Consider the following 15,782-nt stretch of genomic DNA (forward strand, 5'->3'; position numbering starts at 1 on the left):
TATATTTAATAAAAATCTTCCAACAAAATTTTCGACATTGGACCACCATTAGCCATCAATAAGTTTGACAGTGAACAAGACTTATCATAAAATCATTGACTCGCCAGTCGGAAAATTACTGCTGGTGGCCAGAGACAAAGGTTTATCGTCTGTAATTTGGGATCGGGAAGAACGGGAAAAGCCTGGTATTGAAGATAATAACAACCCTATCCTGCTCGAAACGGAGCAGCAGCTCAATGAGTATTTTGGCAAGAAACGGCAAACATTCTCACTTCCTCTCGATTTTGAGGGAACAGCCTTTCAGAAAAAAGTTTGGGAAGCATTACTCACCATCCCGTTCGGCGAAACCAGAACTTACGGCGACATTGCCAGGCAGATAGGCAACCCGCAAGCGGTGCGCGCAGTAGGCGGAGCTGCCAACAAAAATCCGATCTGCATTATTGCACCTTGCCACAGGGTGATCGGCGCCACCGGAAACTTGGTGGGTTTTGGAGGAGGATTATCGAACAAAACGCTTTTACTGGAAATCGAACGACCACAGGCTCAACTTAGTTTGTGGGACTAAATCTGCTCTTGATATGACACGAAACTACGCGAAAATCGCTTTCCGGGGACTTGCCAGAAATAAGGCTTATTCCTTCATTAACATTGCAGGTTTAGCCATTGGAATGGCTGTTGCATTGCTCATTTCCATGTGGGTTTGGGATGAATGGAATTTCAACAAAAACATTGAAAGCAGTGATCGCATTGCGCGGGTGATGTGGAATTCTACACAAAACGGGAAGGTCATTACTTCGCCCAATATGCCTTTTCCGCTCGCTGCGGAGCTTCGGAATAGTCACGAACAGGATCTGGAACGAGTAGCAATATCTTGGAGCAGCGACGATTACGATATTTTGTCTGGTGAAAGCAAGTTTCGCCGCAAAGGTCGTTTCATGGAACCGGAAGGCGCACACATTCTATCTCCTAAAATGCTCAAAGGCAGCAGAGCAGCATTGGAAAATCCTGCATCCGTCATTATATCTGAATCTGCGGCAAAGTCTATTTTTGGCAACGATAGCGCCGTGGGCAATATAATCCTGATTGACAATGAGCTGAGCGCTGAAGTAGCGGGCGTGTATCAGGATTTTCCGGATAATTCCGAGTATAAGGATCTTGACTTCATTGCGCCGTGGAAACTGTTTATAAGCGCCAAAAGGAGGCAGTGGGTTGGTGAAGCGAAAGACAACTGGGGCATCAAAACATTTGAAATACTCGTTAAAGTTGCGCCCAAAACAACCATTAAGTCGGTATCTGAACGAATTAGCGGGCTAATGCTGAAACGCGTGAAAGATAACAAGCTGGAAGCGAGCCTGAAACCAGTTTTGTTACTGCATCCGATGGAACGCTGGCACCTTTTTGGTGATTGGGAAAATGGCTTTAACACAGGCGGCCACATCACTTATGTAACCATATTCAGCGTCGTAGGCATTGCCATTTTATTATTGGCCTGCATTAATTTCATGAACCTGAGCACGGCTCGTTCCGAAAAAAGGGCCCGTGAAGTAGGCGTTCGGAAAGCAGTTGGTTCCATGCGTTCACAACTGATTTATCAATTTTTGTTTGAATCCTTTATAACTGTTACCATTGCATTGCTTATTTCTTTTTTCCTGGTAGAAATAGCATTGCCTTATTTCAATACTGTTTCTGATAAAAATCTGCAATTTGTAAAAGATAGCGGCTTGCTGACCAAGCCGGTTGTCTGGCTGATGATCCTTGCTTTTTGTGGAGCTGTGTCCGTCATTTCAGGAAGCTATCCTGCATTTTATTTGTCCTCCTTCAAACCGGCAAAAATATTGAAATCCGGGAATGTGCCTTTTGGCAACATTACCTCACTACCCAGAAAAGTTCTGGTCATTTTACAATTTACGGTGTCTGTTTCTCTGATTATCGGCACAATCGTTGTTTTCCGCCAGCTCCAGTTCGGACAAAACAGAAGCGTGGGCTATGAACGCCACGGGCTTATCAATGTGCAGATGCCTCGGGGAAGCGGCCCGCTTGAAGCATTGAAAAATGATCTGTTACAATGTGGTTATGTCTCGGACGTCGCCCAGTCTTCCGGCCCCATGACGGATGTGCTGTCCAATGCAAGCGGATTTTTCTGGGCTGGGAAACCTGCGGATTTGCAGGAAAATTTCGCTGTCATAGCCGCTTCTCACAGCTATGGAAACACGGTAGGTTGGCATGTGAGGGAAGGGCGAGACTTTTCAAAAGATGCTCCCGCAGACTCTATGGCAGTAATCCTGAATAAATCGGCTGTAAAATACATGGGATTGAAAGATCCGATTGGCAAAACGATCCGATGGAAAGATGCTACATTCAACGATGATGAGTACCATATTGTGGGCGTAATTGATGATATGGTCATGCAGTCGCCCTTCGCGCAGGTCAAGCAAACGATTTATTTCATGACTTACGCGCCCAATTTCCTCTATCTCAAAATAAAATCAGGCGCTGAAACTGCCGCCGCGATGGAAAAGATCCAGTCCGTTTTCAAAAAGCATCTGCCGGACGCCATTTTCGATTTCAAGTTTGCGGATCAGGAATACGGATTAAAATTTGCTGTGGAACAACGGGTTGCAAAGCTGGTAACCTTTTTTGCCGTGCTGGCCATTCTAATCTCCTGCCTGGGCCTATTTGGTTTGGCAGCATTCACCGCTGAGCGGCGCACCAAGGAAATCGGTATCCGCAAAGTCCTTGGCGCGACGATCATGAACATTTGGATCATGATATCAAAAGAATTCGTGTATCTCATCGCCGCCTCATTACTTGTTGCTACACCCCTAACCTACTACTTCCTGACGAATTGGCTCGCTAAATATCAATATCACACAACATTACCCTGGTGGATATTCACCGTTTCCGGATTGGCAGCGTTGGGTTTAACCGTGCTGACAGTGAGTTATCAAGCCATCAAAGCAGCCACATTAAATCCGGTAAAATCGCTCAAATCAGACTGATCACTTTTTCTCAAATAACTTGATCGTGTAATCCAATAAGGCTGTGTCACCCGATTTTCCGTGGCCTGGAATTACGACCTGCACGTCCGGATATGTTTGTTTCAACTTGGTTACCGTAGCGGACCAGGCGCTTTCGTTCGCGTCTTCCAGGTTACCCTTACCAGCACCGATTTCCTTGATCAGGCATCCTCCGAACATTACTTTTTCGCTTGGAAAATAACCGACAACATTGTCCCTGGTGTGTCCTTCGCCAAAAAACTCTGTCACAACGTCCCTGTCGCCCACTTTGAGCGCAAGTTTGTTATCAAAACCTTTTTCAGGCGTCGGGAAGTTTTTTAGTTTGGCAGAAGCAATGGTCCTGTTTTCAGCATACGACGGGATTCCGAGACGGTGAAACTCTTTCAGGCCACCCACACAGTCTTCGTGGAAATGCGTTGCAATGATAGCGATCACCTTACAATCAAGGCTATCCTGTACCCAACTGATCAATTGTGAAGAAGTAGAATCATTGACAGGCGTATCAAAAATAATGGCTTCCCCTTTATCAAAAACGACCATTCCATTGCAAGGCACTTTCCCAAATGTCTCACTTTGAAAATAAGTAATATGCCGGTAAACATTCGGTTTGACCTGCTCCACAATGATGTCTTCCCTGCTAAAACTTTTGTCAGAAATTTTTGCTGATTTGCAGCAAAAGAGAAATAATGCAAGGCTTAAAAATAGGAGTTGTCTCATCGTTGCGTGTCGTTTTTTTGGTTTTGGTAAAACAAAATGAATTCATTTGCTTAACCAAATTAAACGCGACAAAAAAGATGTTTTAACAACGAAAGATTATTTTGAAGCGGCAGAATCCCGGTTTGCTGAAGCGAGGCTATCCAAATCCTTTTCGCGGTTCCCTGCTTGCGTGCTGTCGGCTGATCCCTTTTTAGTCCGGTGGTCCGATGGTGCTGACGTTTTGGTTTGCATCATTCCTTCTTTGCTGCTGTTTCCCACTCCGCTCATTTCCCAGCCTGTAAGCGGCTGAGGACCATCCGTCGGCTTATATAAGTCTGTTTTAATTTCCCTGCGAATGTAAAGCCGCACCGGATTGGAATGTCTGCTCCGTAAAGCAAGCTGACTGGAATGCATATTTTCGTTCAAGAAGAAGACACCTGCTGCCAGAAGTAACAGCGAAGCGAGCAGACCCAGCAATTGGCAGTTTTTATTCATAACTATGCTCAGTATACGTCCATTGGAATTTGCACTTCTTTGCAGAGATATTTATCACCCTTTACAACCGTTTGAATACATTTCACGAGTTCATCGGGATGGTTTCTCTTTAATAGATAGCCACTAACGCCTTCGTTCATGAGCGAAACAGCTAGTTCCTGCTGCAACTTTCCTGCATATACGACGAAAGACGACTCAGGATTTTCACGCATAATGCGCTTTAAGGCGACATTATCAATACCATTGGCTTCCTCGGTCATCCCGATAATGATGATATCAAAAGAATCGTCGTCATCGCCCTGGCTGAAACTCTGCAGGCACGATGTTTGAAGCATTGTGAGGTTCTGGAAATGACTCCTGAGGAATATGCGCATCCCAGAACGAAGGACGGGATGCTGGTCTATTAACGCAATTTTCATGGCGCAAAACTATTGCGTATAGCGTTTAGCGACACAAGAAAAAATTGAATTGATTATTGAAAAATGTTATTTGAGGATTAAAAAAATTAAACAGCCCACCAAATTAATTCTATGACTGATTTTTCATAATATTGTTAAACAAACAGCCTTATTTTCATCAATACTGACGTTCCCAATGAGCATCGAGATTATCGTGGCCGAGGATCATCCCCTGATTTTAATGGGAATTCAGCATTTGTTGATGGAACATATGCCTGCGGCCGTCGTAACCACAACCGGCGATTTCAATAAAGCGCTGACGTTGCTGGAAAAGCAGAAATACAACCTGCTGATCATGGACATTAATCTGCCCGGCGGCGACAAAGTGGGCATGATCAGCTCCGTGCGGATGAAGCAGCCTCAGATCCCGATCCTGGTTTGTTCCAGCTACGACGAGCAACTCTATGCATTGCCATTCCTGAAAGCCGGTGCGAACGGATACATTTCCAAAACGGCGATGAACGATGAATTTAAGCAGGCCATTGACAGCGTAATCAGCGGAAAAATTTACGCAAGCCCTTCGGTTATGGAACAGGTTTTCGGGCAGCTTTTCAATACCAAAGGGCCCCAGGAATCCATCGCTGACAAACTTACCGACAAAGAGCTGGAAGTAGCCAGATTATTGTCCAAAGGACTCTCTACCAAAGCGATAAGCGAGCACATTCACCTCTCGTCGTCGTCGGTAAGCAGTTATAAAGCCAAGATCTTCGAGAAACTGGGGGTCAGCAATATTATCGAACTCACGAGATATTTTGAATTAAACGGGTAACTTCCGAGAGCCGGATTCTCTTAATTTGAAATGGCCATTACTGACGCCCGAATGAGAATCTCCCCGGTCATGGTTTTGCGGTGCTTTCTCTGTCTGATGCTCCTTGCTTTCCGCACCGACGCGCAGCAGCAGGAACTTCCGGCGTATCGCCTGCAACATTTTACCGATGAAAATGGCCTTCCTCAAAACAGCGTAAAAGCGGTTATGGAAGACAAAAACGGCTTTTACTGGCTTACAACGGAAGCAGGCGTGGTGCGATTCGATGGGCAGAAATTTTTGACTTTTGACCGGTCTAACCTGCCGATTTCAAGTAACCGGATACGTGGCTTCGTTCCAGCGCTCCCCGGCCGGAATGCCAACCCAGCTTACGAGTTTTACGGACTGACAGAGGACAATCAATACATTGGCGTTATGAATAATGGCCTTGTTACATCGAATACTACTTTTTATGGAAAATACCGGCTTACTGATCCTTTTGCCGGCAAAAACGTGCGGCATAACAGCATGCTGGGAAGCGTGCCCGAGCAATATCCCAGCAACCCCATGTTTGAGCATTACTTCGCCGTTTCAGACAGCCAGACATTTTTTATATGGAAACAAAAAACCGTTTCCTGTTACCAAAACGGGAAACTTATTTATTCATCTGCGGGATCGTTCAAGAATTTTTTCCTCATAGGATCTCATCCTTACGCGCTTGATTCGGCAGGAACGATCCTTAAAATTACCAAAAACGCAACCAGTGAAGCACAATTTCCGGACGGGGACATTATTTATAACAAGTTGTATACCAATGGAAAACCAAACTTTAAGCTCTATTGGAATAATGTGGCCAAAAGTGCATTTCTTTACTTAAACAAATGTTTTTACACCCTCGAAGAAACTCTCGGCGGACGCTTGACCACCAGGCTCATACTGGAGGGTTACGATTTCCCGGACCTCGATATCGTCGCGGCACATTACAACAGAACGAGCGGAGCGCTGCTGTTGGGGAGCAGCACAAAAGGGTTGTTCTTAATAAAAAACAAAAATTTTCAAACCTTGAAACTGGCTTCCAAAGACGCCGATAATGCTTTTTATGCCCAAAAGCCTGCCGGAATGCACTCCGTGATTACCGGGCAGGGCTATCAGCTTGGGCTTGATTCCAAAGGTTCGCAGACCGTTGCGGAAAGGGTTTCAACGTTCATGGAAGCTTTTGGTTACAAGTTTTCCATCGCCATGAATCCGGACAGCTCCTTTTGGTTTGGGATCGGATATAATCTTTTTAAGTTAGACAAAACGGCAAAAAAAGTGCTTCTGCAACTTAAATTGAAAGACAATGCCAAAGCATTTTTTATCGACAAGCAGCACAGGCTCTGGATAGGCAGCGAAAATAATGCGCTTTACAAAATGGAAGAATCAGGCGGGCAATACCACGCAAAATTGATTCTGAGAGCGCCATTCGGCGGCGTGTCTATCATGGGACAGGGAGCCGGGGAAATTCTTTTCATTGGTGGAACAAAAGGAGTTTTCACGTTTAACGTGCGAACCAAGAAGGTTCAGAAACTGCCGAATTTCAATAAAATGACTATCCGCAGTTTTTACACAACCACCCATGGAACCTGGATTACGACTTATGGCAACGGGATTTTTTTATTAAAAGACAATAGACTGATCCAGTTCCCGCTGGATAAGGACCGCTTTTTAGCCACTGCACATTGCATAACCGAAGACGCAAAAGGGTTTTTCTGGATCAATACGAATCGGGGATTGTTTCAGGTTGCAAAGCAACAGTTATTGGATTATGCCAGGAATAGCAAGAATCTGGTTTACTATCTCTACTACGACAAAAGTCAGGGTTTTGCGACAAATGAGTTCAATGGCGGCTGCCAGCCCTGTTCCGTCCGGTTGGCGAACGGCGTATTGTCCCTTCCTTCCATGGACGGCCTCGTGTGGTTTTATCCAGACAAAATAAAAGCGGAACTTCCCTCAAAACGCATTTTTATTACGTCAGCCAATCTCGACGGCAAAGATATCCAGGTTACGGATACACTCAGAATCCCGCGTGATTTCGAGCAACTGCGATTGCAGGTGACAACGCCCTATCTGGGACATGTTAACAACATTCAAATGCATTATTCCTTGTCGCGCTCAGGAAGGAGTGAGAAATGGTTTCCTGTAAATGCAGATTTTACGATTCCAATACCCAAAATGTCGTATGGAAATTACCGGCTCACTATCCGTAAGGTAAATGGCTTTAAAACGAATGATTACACTTACAAAACCATCACCTTGCATATTCCGCCAGCGTGGTTTGAAACCTGGTGGTTTCGGTCGCTGCTCGCACTTCTTGTCCTCGGGCTATTCTTCATGGCAGTGAAATGGCGAACGGGTTACCTTGTCAAAAAAGAGCGAAAGGACAATCTGGTCAGACATTATCGGGTTATCAGCCAGATCGTGGCGGCTGTCAATCATGATATTCAAACCCCTTTGCATTATATAGGCTATTCATTAAAGCAAATTAACGCTTATTTGCACAAACAGGAAGATAGTAATTCGCTGATTACGAGACTAAGTGATGAGTCCCTGAACACGTCTGAGCGAATCGGGACGTTAACCAAAAACTTGCTGGATTACATCAAAATTCAAAACAAAAACAGCTCCTCACGGACACAGATGGGCCGCGTGGAAGCGCAGAAAATGGTCCAGGGAATTTGTGAACTGTTTGCAGCAATAGCCAGATCCAGGGGTGTAACCGTCAAAAACGAGGTGGAACCAGGCTTTGAAGTGTGGAGCGATCCGAACCTACTATCCATTGTGATCCATAACCTTTTGGATAATGCATTGAAAATAAGTGCATCCGAAATCATCATTTCCTCGAACATTATAGCAGGCAAAAAACAGATCATCATCGAAGACAGCGGCACTGGCATGCCCGAGGATCTGATGAAATGGCTCAATAAATCCTACCGATCATACGAGGAATGGCTCAAAATTTCCCTTTATCCCGAACAAAAAGGCATTGGACTTGTCATCGTTAAAGATTTATGCGTACTGCTCCGTATCAACATTGTTGCGTCGATAAACGAAAGTAATCATACTACCGTCCGGCTGATATTTAATCAGGGAAAAGGCTGATCATCCGGTCTGTCGTGTGCCTGATATCCGGCAGCAACCCGACGTTCGCAAGCGCACAAAAATGTTCAGTTTCGGACACAAAACAAATCATAATATACTGTTTTACAGTACATTATATACATGGCACAGAAGTTGCGCTAGCCGTCTGTAACCTCATATTTCCCTCTCAGCCATGCTAAAAAACTACTTGATTCTCGCATTCCGTAATCTTGTAAAAGATAAGTTTTACAGCCTTATCAACATTCTCGGTCTTACCATTGGTGTGACTTGTGGCATGTTGCTGCTTTTATATGTTACCGACGAATTAAGTTACGACCGCCACCACGAGAAATCAGCGCAGATTTATCGCATCGTTTCCTATATCACTGAGCCAGACAAGATTAACAATTGGGTAAGCACGCAACCGCCACTTGTGAAAACGCTTAAACAAGACTATCCATTTGTTGAAAGTTACGTGCGGTTTTTCGGAAATGGCCGGGTAATGTTCAGGCAAGGTGAAAAACGTTTTTATGAGGAAGACATTTACGCAACTGACTCCACGGTTTTTGATGTTTTTACGCACAAATTCATTGAAGGAGACCCAAAAATCGCACTCGACGAGCCCGGAAGCATTGTGCTGACCCAAAAAGTTGCAGCCCGCTTTTTTGGAAAAAACAGCGCTCTCGGCCAGGTCCTGCGCACCGACGACACGACTTCTTACAAAGTCACCGGCGTGATTACAGACGTTCCAAAGAATTCGCATTTCACATTCAACGCATTGATGTCACTCAATTCTGATCAGCGCAATGCAGATGGCTGGGGTGGTTTTTATATCAACAGCTATCTTTTACTCAAAAAGAATGCCGATATCAAGCAATTAGAAGCCGGTTTTCCGCAGTTATACGAAAAATATATGTCGAGCCTGTTCAAACGCATGGGCATTCACATTACTTACAGGCTGCAGCCGTTGACGAGCATTCACCTGCATTCCAAGCTGGATGGCGAAACGAACGGTGATATTGGTTATGTATACACATTCAGCGCCGTCGCATTTTTCATGTTGCTTATTGCGAGCATTAATTATATGAACCTTGCTACTGCTCAGTCTGCCAAACGCGCAAAGGAAGTGGGTTTGCGGAAAGTGATGGGGTCTCTGAAAGGTGCGTTAATCGCTCAGTTTCTGACGGAATCAGTTTTGATCACAATGATCTCCCTGGTTTCGAGTCTCATTTTAGTGGCCGCATTGCTTTCGTTTTTCAACACGGTTTCTGGCAAGGAGATTGGTTATATTCAGCTGATAAGTCCTCAGTTTTTATTGATTGGTTTTTCTATTGTGGTTTTCACCGGCCTGGTCAGCGGCAGTTATCCCGCATTTTATTTGTCAGCATTTGAGCCGGCAGAAGTTTTGAAGGGTTCATTCAAAGCGAGGGGAAATAGTTTTTTCAGGAAAGCATTGGTAGTCGCCCAATTCTCGATTTCACTGGTCATGCTGATCTGCACCTGGATTGTTTATCAACAACTTAACTACATGCGCGACAAAGACATGGGCTATGACCGTGATCAGGTTTTAACAATTGATTATCAGGGAAACCAGTCAAAAGATAAATACAATGCGCTCCGAAAACTGCTTGTTGATAACCCCAACATTCAAAGCGCCGCATCGGCCTCTTCACCTGTGAGCAACATTGGCGGAAGGGTCATTTTTACGGTTGAATCCAGCACCGGAATGAAGGAAATGGCATTTAAACCCACAGTCATCGATCATGATTATGTCAAAACAATGGGCATGAAAGTGGTTCAGGGCAGAGATTTTTCGGAAGATTTTCCAGCAGACACATCCAATGGTGTGCTGATTAACGAAGCTGCGGTAAAAAGGATGAACTGGAAAGAACCGATTGGAAAGAAAATTATGCTGGGAACTGTTCCGCCCGACGGTAAAAATCCACCACCGACGGCTCAGGTTGTGGGAGTTATCAAAGACTTCCATCAGCAATCGCTGTACAATCCTATCGAACCGCTGATTATGATCTATCGCCGCGCTAACCCGGTTATCCATGTCAAAATTAAGACTCAAAATACGGCCGGCACGCTCGCTTTTATTGGTCAAAAATGGTCGGAGATATACCCGGATCGGCTGTTTGAGTATCGCTTTCTGGATCAGGATTTCGAGTCAGCCTACCATGCCGACGAGTTGAGAGGCAAGATTTTCACTTCCTTTTCAGCATTAACCATCTTGATCGCCTGTCTGGGTTTGTTCGGATTGGCCACATTTACCACCGAGCAGCGCGTAAAGGAGATTGGCGTAAGGAAAGTGTTGGGAGGCTCTGTTTCCAGCGTTGTCCTGCTCCTATCCAAAGATTTCACGCGCCTCGTACTTTTCTCATTCCCCATTGCCATCCCAATCGCCTGGTATTCAATGCATCGCTGGCTGGAAAGCTTCCCTTACAAAACCGGCATCCAACCCTGGGTCTTCATCGCCGCCTGCATCCTGACACTAGTAATCTGCTGGCTAACGGTAATTTACCAATCACTAAAAGCCGCGCTGGCAAATCCGGTAAAGTCGTTGAGGTCGGAATGATCCTGGTGAAAATAGAGCAAATCTTCAGGCTTTATGACCTTTGTCTTTCTCCTCAAGAATCACCCTAATATTTAGCCGCTCTATCGTTTTCAACAGATCACCATATTTAGCGAATGATGCTTCCTCTGCAGTTGCGTAAATCCCTGCCTCTATTTCAGCAGGTTTCGCTTTATTTGATTTAGTTGCAATTGCCATATTGATGTGATTTATACAATGTTAGTATTTTTTGAAGAAATAACAAAAGCTCGATACCGCTGATTCGCGCGGAAGAATTCGAAACCCTCATTTGAAACTCCATAAACTTTAAAACGCCCATTTAGCAGCACTAGTTCTTTTGAAATAGCTATTTGATATAGCCGGGTACGAGAATCCGAACTGCCAGAAAACACGATGATGGCAGAAGGTTCACTAGACAAAAAGATCTCGATTGCTTTATAAACAGTAACAAGGATTTTCCTCATATCACCATTATTACTGACAGTTTTTATATCTAAAGAGCCATTGGGCAGCACATTAGCAAGTATAAGTGTGTAAATATGTGGGTCATCTGATAAAAAGGTTTGTCCATAGGTGTGTTTAAATTTACATACCCATTTAGACGCAGCGCCCAAATAAAGTCACGTTGGATCGCAAACTTATTTTGACCATATTCAACTGCGCAAACGCCCTTATGCCATGGCTATGTCGAAGGATGAGCAGTTTTACTCGAGATTACCCGAGAACCATATTTCCCTCAATGACCTTTTAACCGAGGAACACCTGTTTTACAAGGTTCCGGAGAGCTGGTTTGTGTTAATTACCGACATTCAAAACTCAACGCTTGCGGTAGTCAATGGAAGTCATGAAACCGTAAATCTGGTTGCTACGGGCAGCATTGTTACAGTTTTGAACATTGCATTTAAAGCCAACATTGTCGTTCCTTTCTTTTTTGGTGGAGATGGCGCCACTTTCCTGCTTCCGGCCGCTATTGTGGATCGGGTGATGCCTGCATTGCGGCTGTATAAAGCAAATACATGGGCGAATTTCGAGCTGAAACTAAGAATTGGCCTGGTTGCTGTCCGTGACATTTACGCGCAGGGACATGAATTGAAGCTGAGCAAATTCCGTCGTTCCCACATTTTTGCAATTCCAATCATTCTCGGAAATGGCCTTAATTACGCCGAACAGGTCATTAAGGGGGAAGGATATTTACTAAGCGGGCCAGATTCATCCGAAGGCGACCTTGACCTGAGCGGAATGCAATGCCGCTGGGACCGGATCGAGCCGCCTGAGCAAAGCAATGAGATCGTTACATTGCTCGTAATTGCAGTAAAAGTAGAAGAACAGCCGCAGGTTTTCAGTAAAGTTCTGCATCAAATTGATGCCATATACGGAAGCCCCGAAGCGCGTCAGCCGATTTCTGTTCCTAAATTAAAATGGAAAACAACATTCAACCGGCTTGAAGTAAAAGTCAAAACAGGACATGCGAACATTTTCAATATCATAGGAAACTGGTTTGCCGCAATTACGGGCTATTTTTATTTTCGCACTGCAAAAGGCAAAAATTACCTGAAAAGCCTTGTGGAAATGGCTGATACACTTGTTATCGACGGTAAGATTAACACTGTGATTTCAGGCACAGAACGCCAGCGCATAGCCCTGCAAAAAGTGCTTGACGACATGGAAAGTAACAACGAAATCCGATACGGACTTTATGTAAGCACGGAATCCGTCATGTCGTGCTACGTCCGCGACCTGAAAGATGGCCACATTCATTTCGTAGACGGATCCGACGGCGGGTACACAAAAGCCGCGGGTGTTTTGAAGCCCAAATTGCGCAAGTTCTAGTTTGTAAAGTTTGGCTCGTTTTCTAGCTCAAATCAGCTTTTCCACCGTAATCGGCAGCTCCCTGACGCGCTTACCGGTCGCATGGAAAACTGCATTTGCAACAGCTGCCGCTACACCTACAATGGCTATTTCCCCCAATCCCTTTGAACCGATGGGATTAACCAGCATGTCGGGCTTATCCACGTAAACGACGTCAATTTGCGGGATATCCTTGTGAACAGGGATATGATAATTCGCAAAATCCCTGGTAATGTAGCGACCATAACGATGATCCATGACAGACGCTTCCATCAGCGCCATGCCAATGCCGCCCACGACGCCGCCAATCGATTGGCTGCGGGCCGTTTTGAAGTTAATAATTTTGCCAACATCCGCGCAAGTGACCACACGCTTTACGCGCACTTCGCCCGTTACGGAATTCACGTGCACTTCCACAAAATGGCAGCCAAAAGAATACATCGAATACTGATCGCGTTCCGGCCCGGATTTGGATTCCTCAGTGACCTCAACTTGCGGTAAATTATGATATTTCAATATATCGGGATACGTTATGTTTTTTGACCCCGAACCACCAGGCATTCGGGCAGCCAAATCCGACAGCTTCTTTTTTAGCGCTTCGCAAGCGACATGTACCGCGGAACCAACACTTGGAATGGTCGAAGAGCCGTTCTGGCCGGGAGCGTCCGGCAGGCTGGAATCACCCAGGTCGAAACGGATCTTTTTCGGACTGACTCCGAGCACTTTTGCCGCGATTCTGGTCATGGCAGTTCCGGTTCCGGGGCCAATATCCATCGTGGCACTTTGCACAATTACGGAGCCGTTTGCAAGCATAATGGCCCTTGCTTTACTCGGGTGCCGGTGGAAACCATATAAGCTGGAAGCCATTCCGTAACCGATGAGCATGTTGTCTTTTTGCATGGAACGGGTTTCGAATGTCCGGTTTTTCCAGCCAAATTTCTCCGCGCCCAGCTCATAACATTCTCTGAGCCCCTTGGCCGACCATGGTAAATTTCGTTCCGGATCACTTTCCGCATAATTGCGCAACCGCATTTCCAGCGGATCTATTTTCATTGCGTATGCCAGCTCATCCAATGCCGATTCCAATGCAAACATGCCCGTGGCATCACCAGGGCCGCGCATCCACGTAGGCGTATTTACGTCCAGACTAAGCAGCTTATATTTTGTGGACATATTCGGGCAGGCATACATGGCCCGGGAAGCGAGGATTGTGCGTTCCAAATGCTCTTCATAAGCAGAAGTTTGTCCGATACCTTCATGTGAAATGGCTGAGAGCAACCCGTTTTCATCGGCACCAATGGCGACTTTTTGAATTGTATAAGGCCGGTAGCCGACTGACGTAAACATTAAATCACGTCCTAAAATCAGCTTGACTGGCCGGTTCAATTTTTTGGCTGCCAGCACAGCCGCCACTGTATGCGGCCACACGCGAATGCCAGAGCCAAATGCTCCGCCAATGAACTGCGCATTCACTTTGACGTTTTCCCGCGGCAGTTTGAATGCCTGTGCCAGATTTCCCTGCGCCGACTTAACACCTTGATTCTTATCATAAACCGTCAATCTATCCGCCCCTTCCCAAACCGCAACGATTGCATGCGGCTCCATTGGCTGATGATGCTGGGTCGGGATTGTATACGTGGCTTCGATCTTTACTTTCGCATCGTCGAAGGCGGCGGGATTTCCTCTTGTATAATCCTGAAATGGAGAATTCTTATTTTTTTGAACACCTTGCGCAATAGCAGCGTGCTGGATATTCTCTTCAAAATTGGTCTGATGCCTTTCAATCTTATACTCAATTTTCACCAGCGAAGCCGCATAATTGGCTTGCTCCCAGGTTTCGGCAACCACCATAGCAACGGGTTGACCATTGAAATAAATAAGGTTGTCAAAGAACACTCGGAATGCTGTGCCCATGCTCGCTCGCTCAGCGGGTTGTTTGGCTTCTCCATATCCAGGCGCTCCGGGAGAATTCAAATGGCTGATCACGGTAAGCACGCCGGGAGTGGCTTCCGCATCTTTTGCATCAATGCTTAAAATAGTCCCTTTTGCTATTGTGCTCGTTACAAGCACCGCATGGGCCAGGTTTTCGAAAGCATATTCGGCAGAATATTTCGCAGTTCCGTCCACCTTAACCCGTCCATCCACGCGATCAAGAGACATTTCCGAGTCAGTAACATCATTAACCGACTTCTGATTGCCGTTTTTAACCTCCACGATTGCGTTCACGATATTTGGGTAGGCGCCGCAGCGACACAGGTTACCGCTCATGTATTCCTGGATTTCTGCTTCCGACCCTGCCTGGCCGTCGCGGATGCAAGCAACAGCCGACATGATCTGGCCGGGTGTGCAGTAACCGCATTGGAAACCATCGTGTTTGATAAACGCTTCCTGCATCGGGTGAAGCTGGCTTTCTTTGCCCAGACCTTCAATCGTTGTGATCTTCTTGCCGTGTTGCATAACCGCAAGGCTCAGACAAGAAAGTCCACGCTGGCCATCAACGTGAATGGTGCAGGCACCGCATTGGCCAAAATCGCAGCCCTTTTTTGTGCCGGTAAGACCCAGTTTTTCGCGAAGCAGGTCGAGTGTGGTCATGCGCGGATCCACGGTCAAGCGCCTCTTTTTGCCGTTAACATGCAAGGTGAGTTTGACTTTTTCAGCATCACCGGCAGGCAATTCCTGTCCCGTAGCTGCTCGCAATAAAGAAGCGGGTGCTAATGTCAGTCCGGCAAAGGCTATGGATTTTTTGAGGAAAAGGCGGCGGTCTTCCTGCGGAAGATTGAAAAAATAATCATCGTTCGATTTCTCGCCGTCCCCTTTCTTGTTTGTCATAT

Annotated in this window: 12 protein-coding genes; 6 read left to right on the forward strand and 6 right to left on the reverse strand. The window is 45.7% G+C overall.

The window, feature by feature from the left end; translation table 11 throughout:
- Window positions 1–70 precede the first annotated feature (70 nt).
- Window positions 71–565: a methylated-DNA--[protein]-cysteine S-methyltransferase gene (locus tag B5X68_RS03130; protein WP_082213965.1), complete on the forward strand. Its 495-nt coding sequence runs from the start codon at window positions 71–73 to the stop codon at window positions 563–565.
- A 13-nt stretch (window positions 566–578) separates the two neighbouring features.
- Window positions 579–2,999: an ABC transporter permease gene (locus B5X68_RS03135; RefSeq protein ID WP_082213196.1), complete on the forward strand. Its 2,421-nt coding sequence runs from the start codon at window positions 579–581 to the stop codon at window positions 2,997–2,999.
- Here B5X68_RS03135 and bla read toward each other — a convergent pair whose 3' ends face one another.
- From bla to B5X68_RS03150, 3 genes are all read right to left on the reverse strand, one after another.
- A complete protein-coding gene (bla, locus tag B5X68_RS03140) occupies window positions 3,000–3,734 on the reverse strand; it encodes a subclass B1 metallo-beta-lactamase (RefSeq protein WP_082213197.1) in 735 nt (244 codons plus the stop codon). It lies immediately after the preceding gene.
- A gap of 96 nt (window positions 3,735–3,830) precedes the next feature.
- Window positions 3,831–4,208, reverse strand: coding sequence for a hypothetical protein (locus B5X68_RS03145; RefSeq protein WP_082213198.1), 378 nt, complete (start codon window positions 4,206–4,208; stop codon window positions 3,831–3,833).
- Window positions 4,209–4,216: 8 nt separating this feature from the next.
- Window positions 4,217–4,627: a response regulator gene (locus B5X68_RS03150; RefSeq protein WP_082213199.1), complete on the reverse strand. Its 411-nt coding sequence runs from the start codon at window positions 4,625–4,627 to the stop codon at window positions 4,217–4,219.
- 175 nt (window positions 4,628–4,802) lie between these two features.
- Between B5X68_RS03150 and B5X68_RS03155 the strand changes: the two genes are divergently transcribed.
- The 3 genes from B5X68_RS03155 to B5X68_RS03165 all read left to right on the forward strand — a co-directional run bounded on the left by B5X68_RS03155 (window position 4,803) and on the right by B5X68_RS03165 (window position 11,106).
- The gene (locus B5X68_RS03155) at window positions 4,803–5,435 is read left to right on the forward strand and encodes a response regulator transcription factor (protein WP_082213200.1); all 633 of its coding nucleotides are present in this window, start codon (window positions 4,803–4,805) and stop codon (window positions 5,433–5,435) included.
- A gap of 51 nt (window positions 5,436–5,486) precedes the next feature.
- A complete protein-coding gene (locus B5X68_RS03160; RefSeq protein WP_170916562.1) occupies window positions 5,487–8,549 on the forward strand; it encodes a sensor histidine kinase in 3,063 nt (1,020 codons plus the stop codon).
- 172 nt (window positions 8,550–8,721) lie between these two features.
- Window positions 8,722–11,106: an ABC transporter permease gene (locus B5X68_RS03165; RefSeq protein WP_082213202.1), complete on the forward strand. Its 2,385-nt coding sequence runs from the start codon at window positions 8,722–8,724 to the stop codon at window positions 11,104–11,106.
- A gap of 24 nt (window positions 11,107–11,130) precedes the next feature.
- Here the strand turns inward: B5X68_RS03165 and B5X68_RS28785 are convergent, their stop codons facing one another.
- Both B5X68_RS28785 and B5X68_RS03170 read right to left on the reverse strand, forming a co-directional pair.
- Window positions 11,131–11,301: a hypothetical protein gene (locus B5X68_RS28785; RefSeq protein WP_170916563.1), complete on the reverse strand. Its 171-nt coding sequence runs from the start codon at window positions 11,299–11,301 to the stop codon at window positions 11,131–11,133.
- Between the two features lie 11 nt (window positions 11,302–11,312).
- Window positions 11,313–11,717 carry a DUF6934 family protein gene (locus B5X68_RS03170; RefSeq protein ID WP_082213203.1) on the reverse strand — a complete coding sequence of 135 codons (405 nt, stop codon included), beginning with the start codon at window positions 11,715–11,717 and terminating at the stop codon, window positions 11,313–11,315.
- Window positions 11,718–11,781: 64 nt separating this feature from the next.
- Between B5X68_RS03170 and B5X68_RS03175 the strand changes: the two genes are divergently transcribed.
- Window positions 11,782–12,933: a DUF3095 domain-containing protein gene (locus B5X68_RS03175; RefSeq protein ID WP_082213204.1), complete on the forward strand. Its 1,152-nt coding sequence runs from the start codon at window positions 11,782–11,784 to the stop codon at window positions 12,931–12,933.
- Window positions 12,934–12,960: 27 nt separating this feature from the next.
- Here B5X68_RS03175 and B5X68_RS03180 read toward each other — a convergent pair whose 3' ends face one another.
- On the reverse strand, window positions 12,961–15,780 hold the full coding sequence (locus B5X68_RS03180; RefSeq protein ID WP_082213205.1) for a molybdopterin-dependent oxidoreductase: 2,820 nt from the start codon (window positions 15,778–15,780) through the stop codon (window positions 12,961–12,963).
- Between the last annotated feature and the right edge of the window lie 2 nt (window positions 15,781–15,782).

Origin of the sequence: Dyadobacter psychrophilus (assembly GCF_900167945.1) — a bacterium.
Taxonomy (GTDB): Bacteria; Bacteroidota; Bacteroidia; order Cytophagales; family Spirosomataceae; genus Dyadobacter; species Dyadobacter psychrophilus.

Excerpts from the sequence above, each read along its gene's own strand:
- B5X68_RS03145 (WP_082213198.1), bottom strand. The coding sequence starts at position 4,208 with ATGAATAAAAACTGCCAATTGCTGGGTCTGCTCGCTTCGCTGTTACTT.
- bla (WP_082213197.1), bottom strand. The coding sequence starts at position 3,734 with ATGAGACAACTCCTATTTTTAAGCCTTGCATTATTTCTCTTTTGCTGC.
- B5X68_RS28785 (WP_170916563.1), bottom strand. The coding sequence starts at position 11,301 with ATGGCAATTGCAACTAAATCAAATAAAGCGAAACCTGCTGAAATAGAG.
- B5X68_RS03155 (WP_082213200.1), top strand. The coding sequence starts at position 4,803 with ATGAGCATCGAGATTATCGTGGCCGAGGATCATCCCCTGATTTTAATG.
- B5X68_RS03165 (WP_082213202.1), top strand. The coding sequence starts at position 8,722 with ATGCTAAAAAACTACTTGATTCTCGCATTCCGTAATCTTGTAAAAGAT.
- B5X68_RS03150 (WP_082213199.1), bottom strand. The coding sequence starts at position 4,627 with ATGAAAATTGCGTTAATAGACCAGCATCCCGTCCTTCGTTCTGGGATG.
- B5X68_RS03180 (WP_082213205.1), bottom strand. The coding sequence starts at position 15,780 with ATGACAAACAAGAAAGGGGACGGCGAGAAATCGAACGATGATTATTTT.
- B5X68_RS03135 (WP_082213196.1), top strand. The coding sequence starts at position 579 with ATGACACGAAACTACGCGAAAATCGCTTTCCGGGGACTTGCCAGAAAT.
- B5X68_RS03175 (WP_082213204.1), top strand. The coding sequence starts at position 11,782 with ATGGCTATGTCGAAGGATGAGCAGTTTTACTCGAGATTACCCGAGAAC.
- B5X68_RS03160 (WP_170916562.1), top strand. The coding sequence starts at position 5,487 with ATGAGAATCTCCCCGGTCATGGTTTTGCGGTGCTTTCTCTGTCTGATG.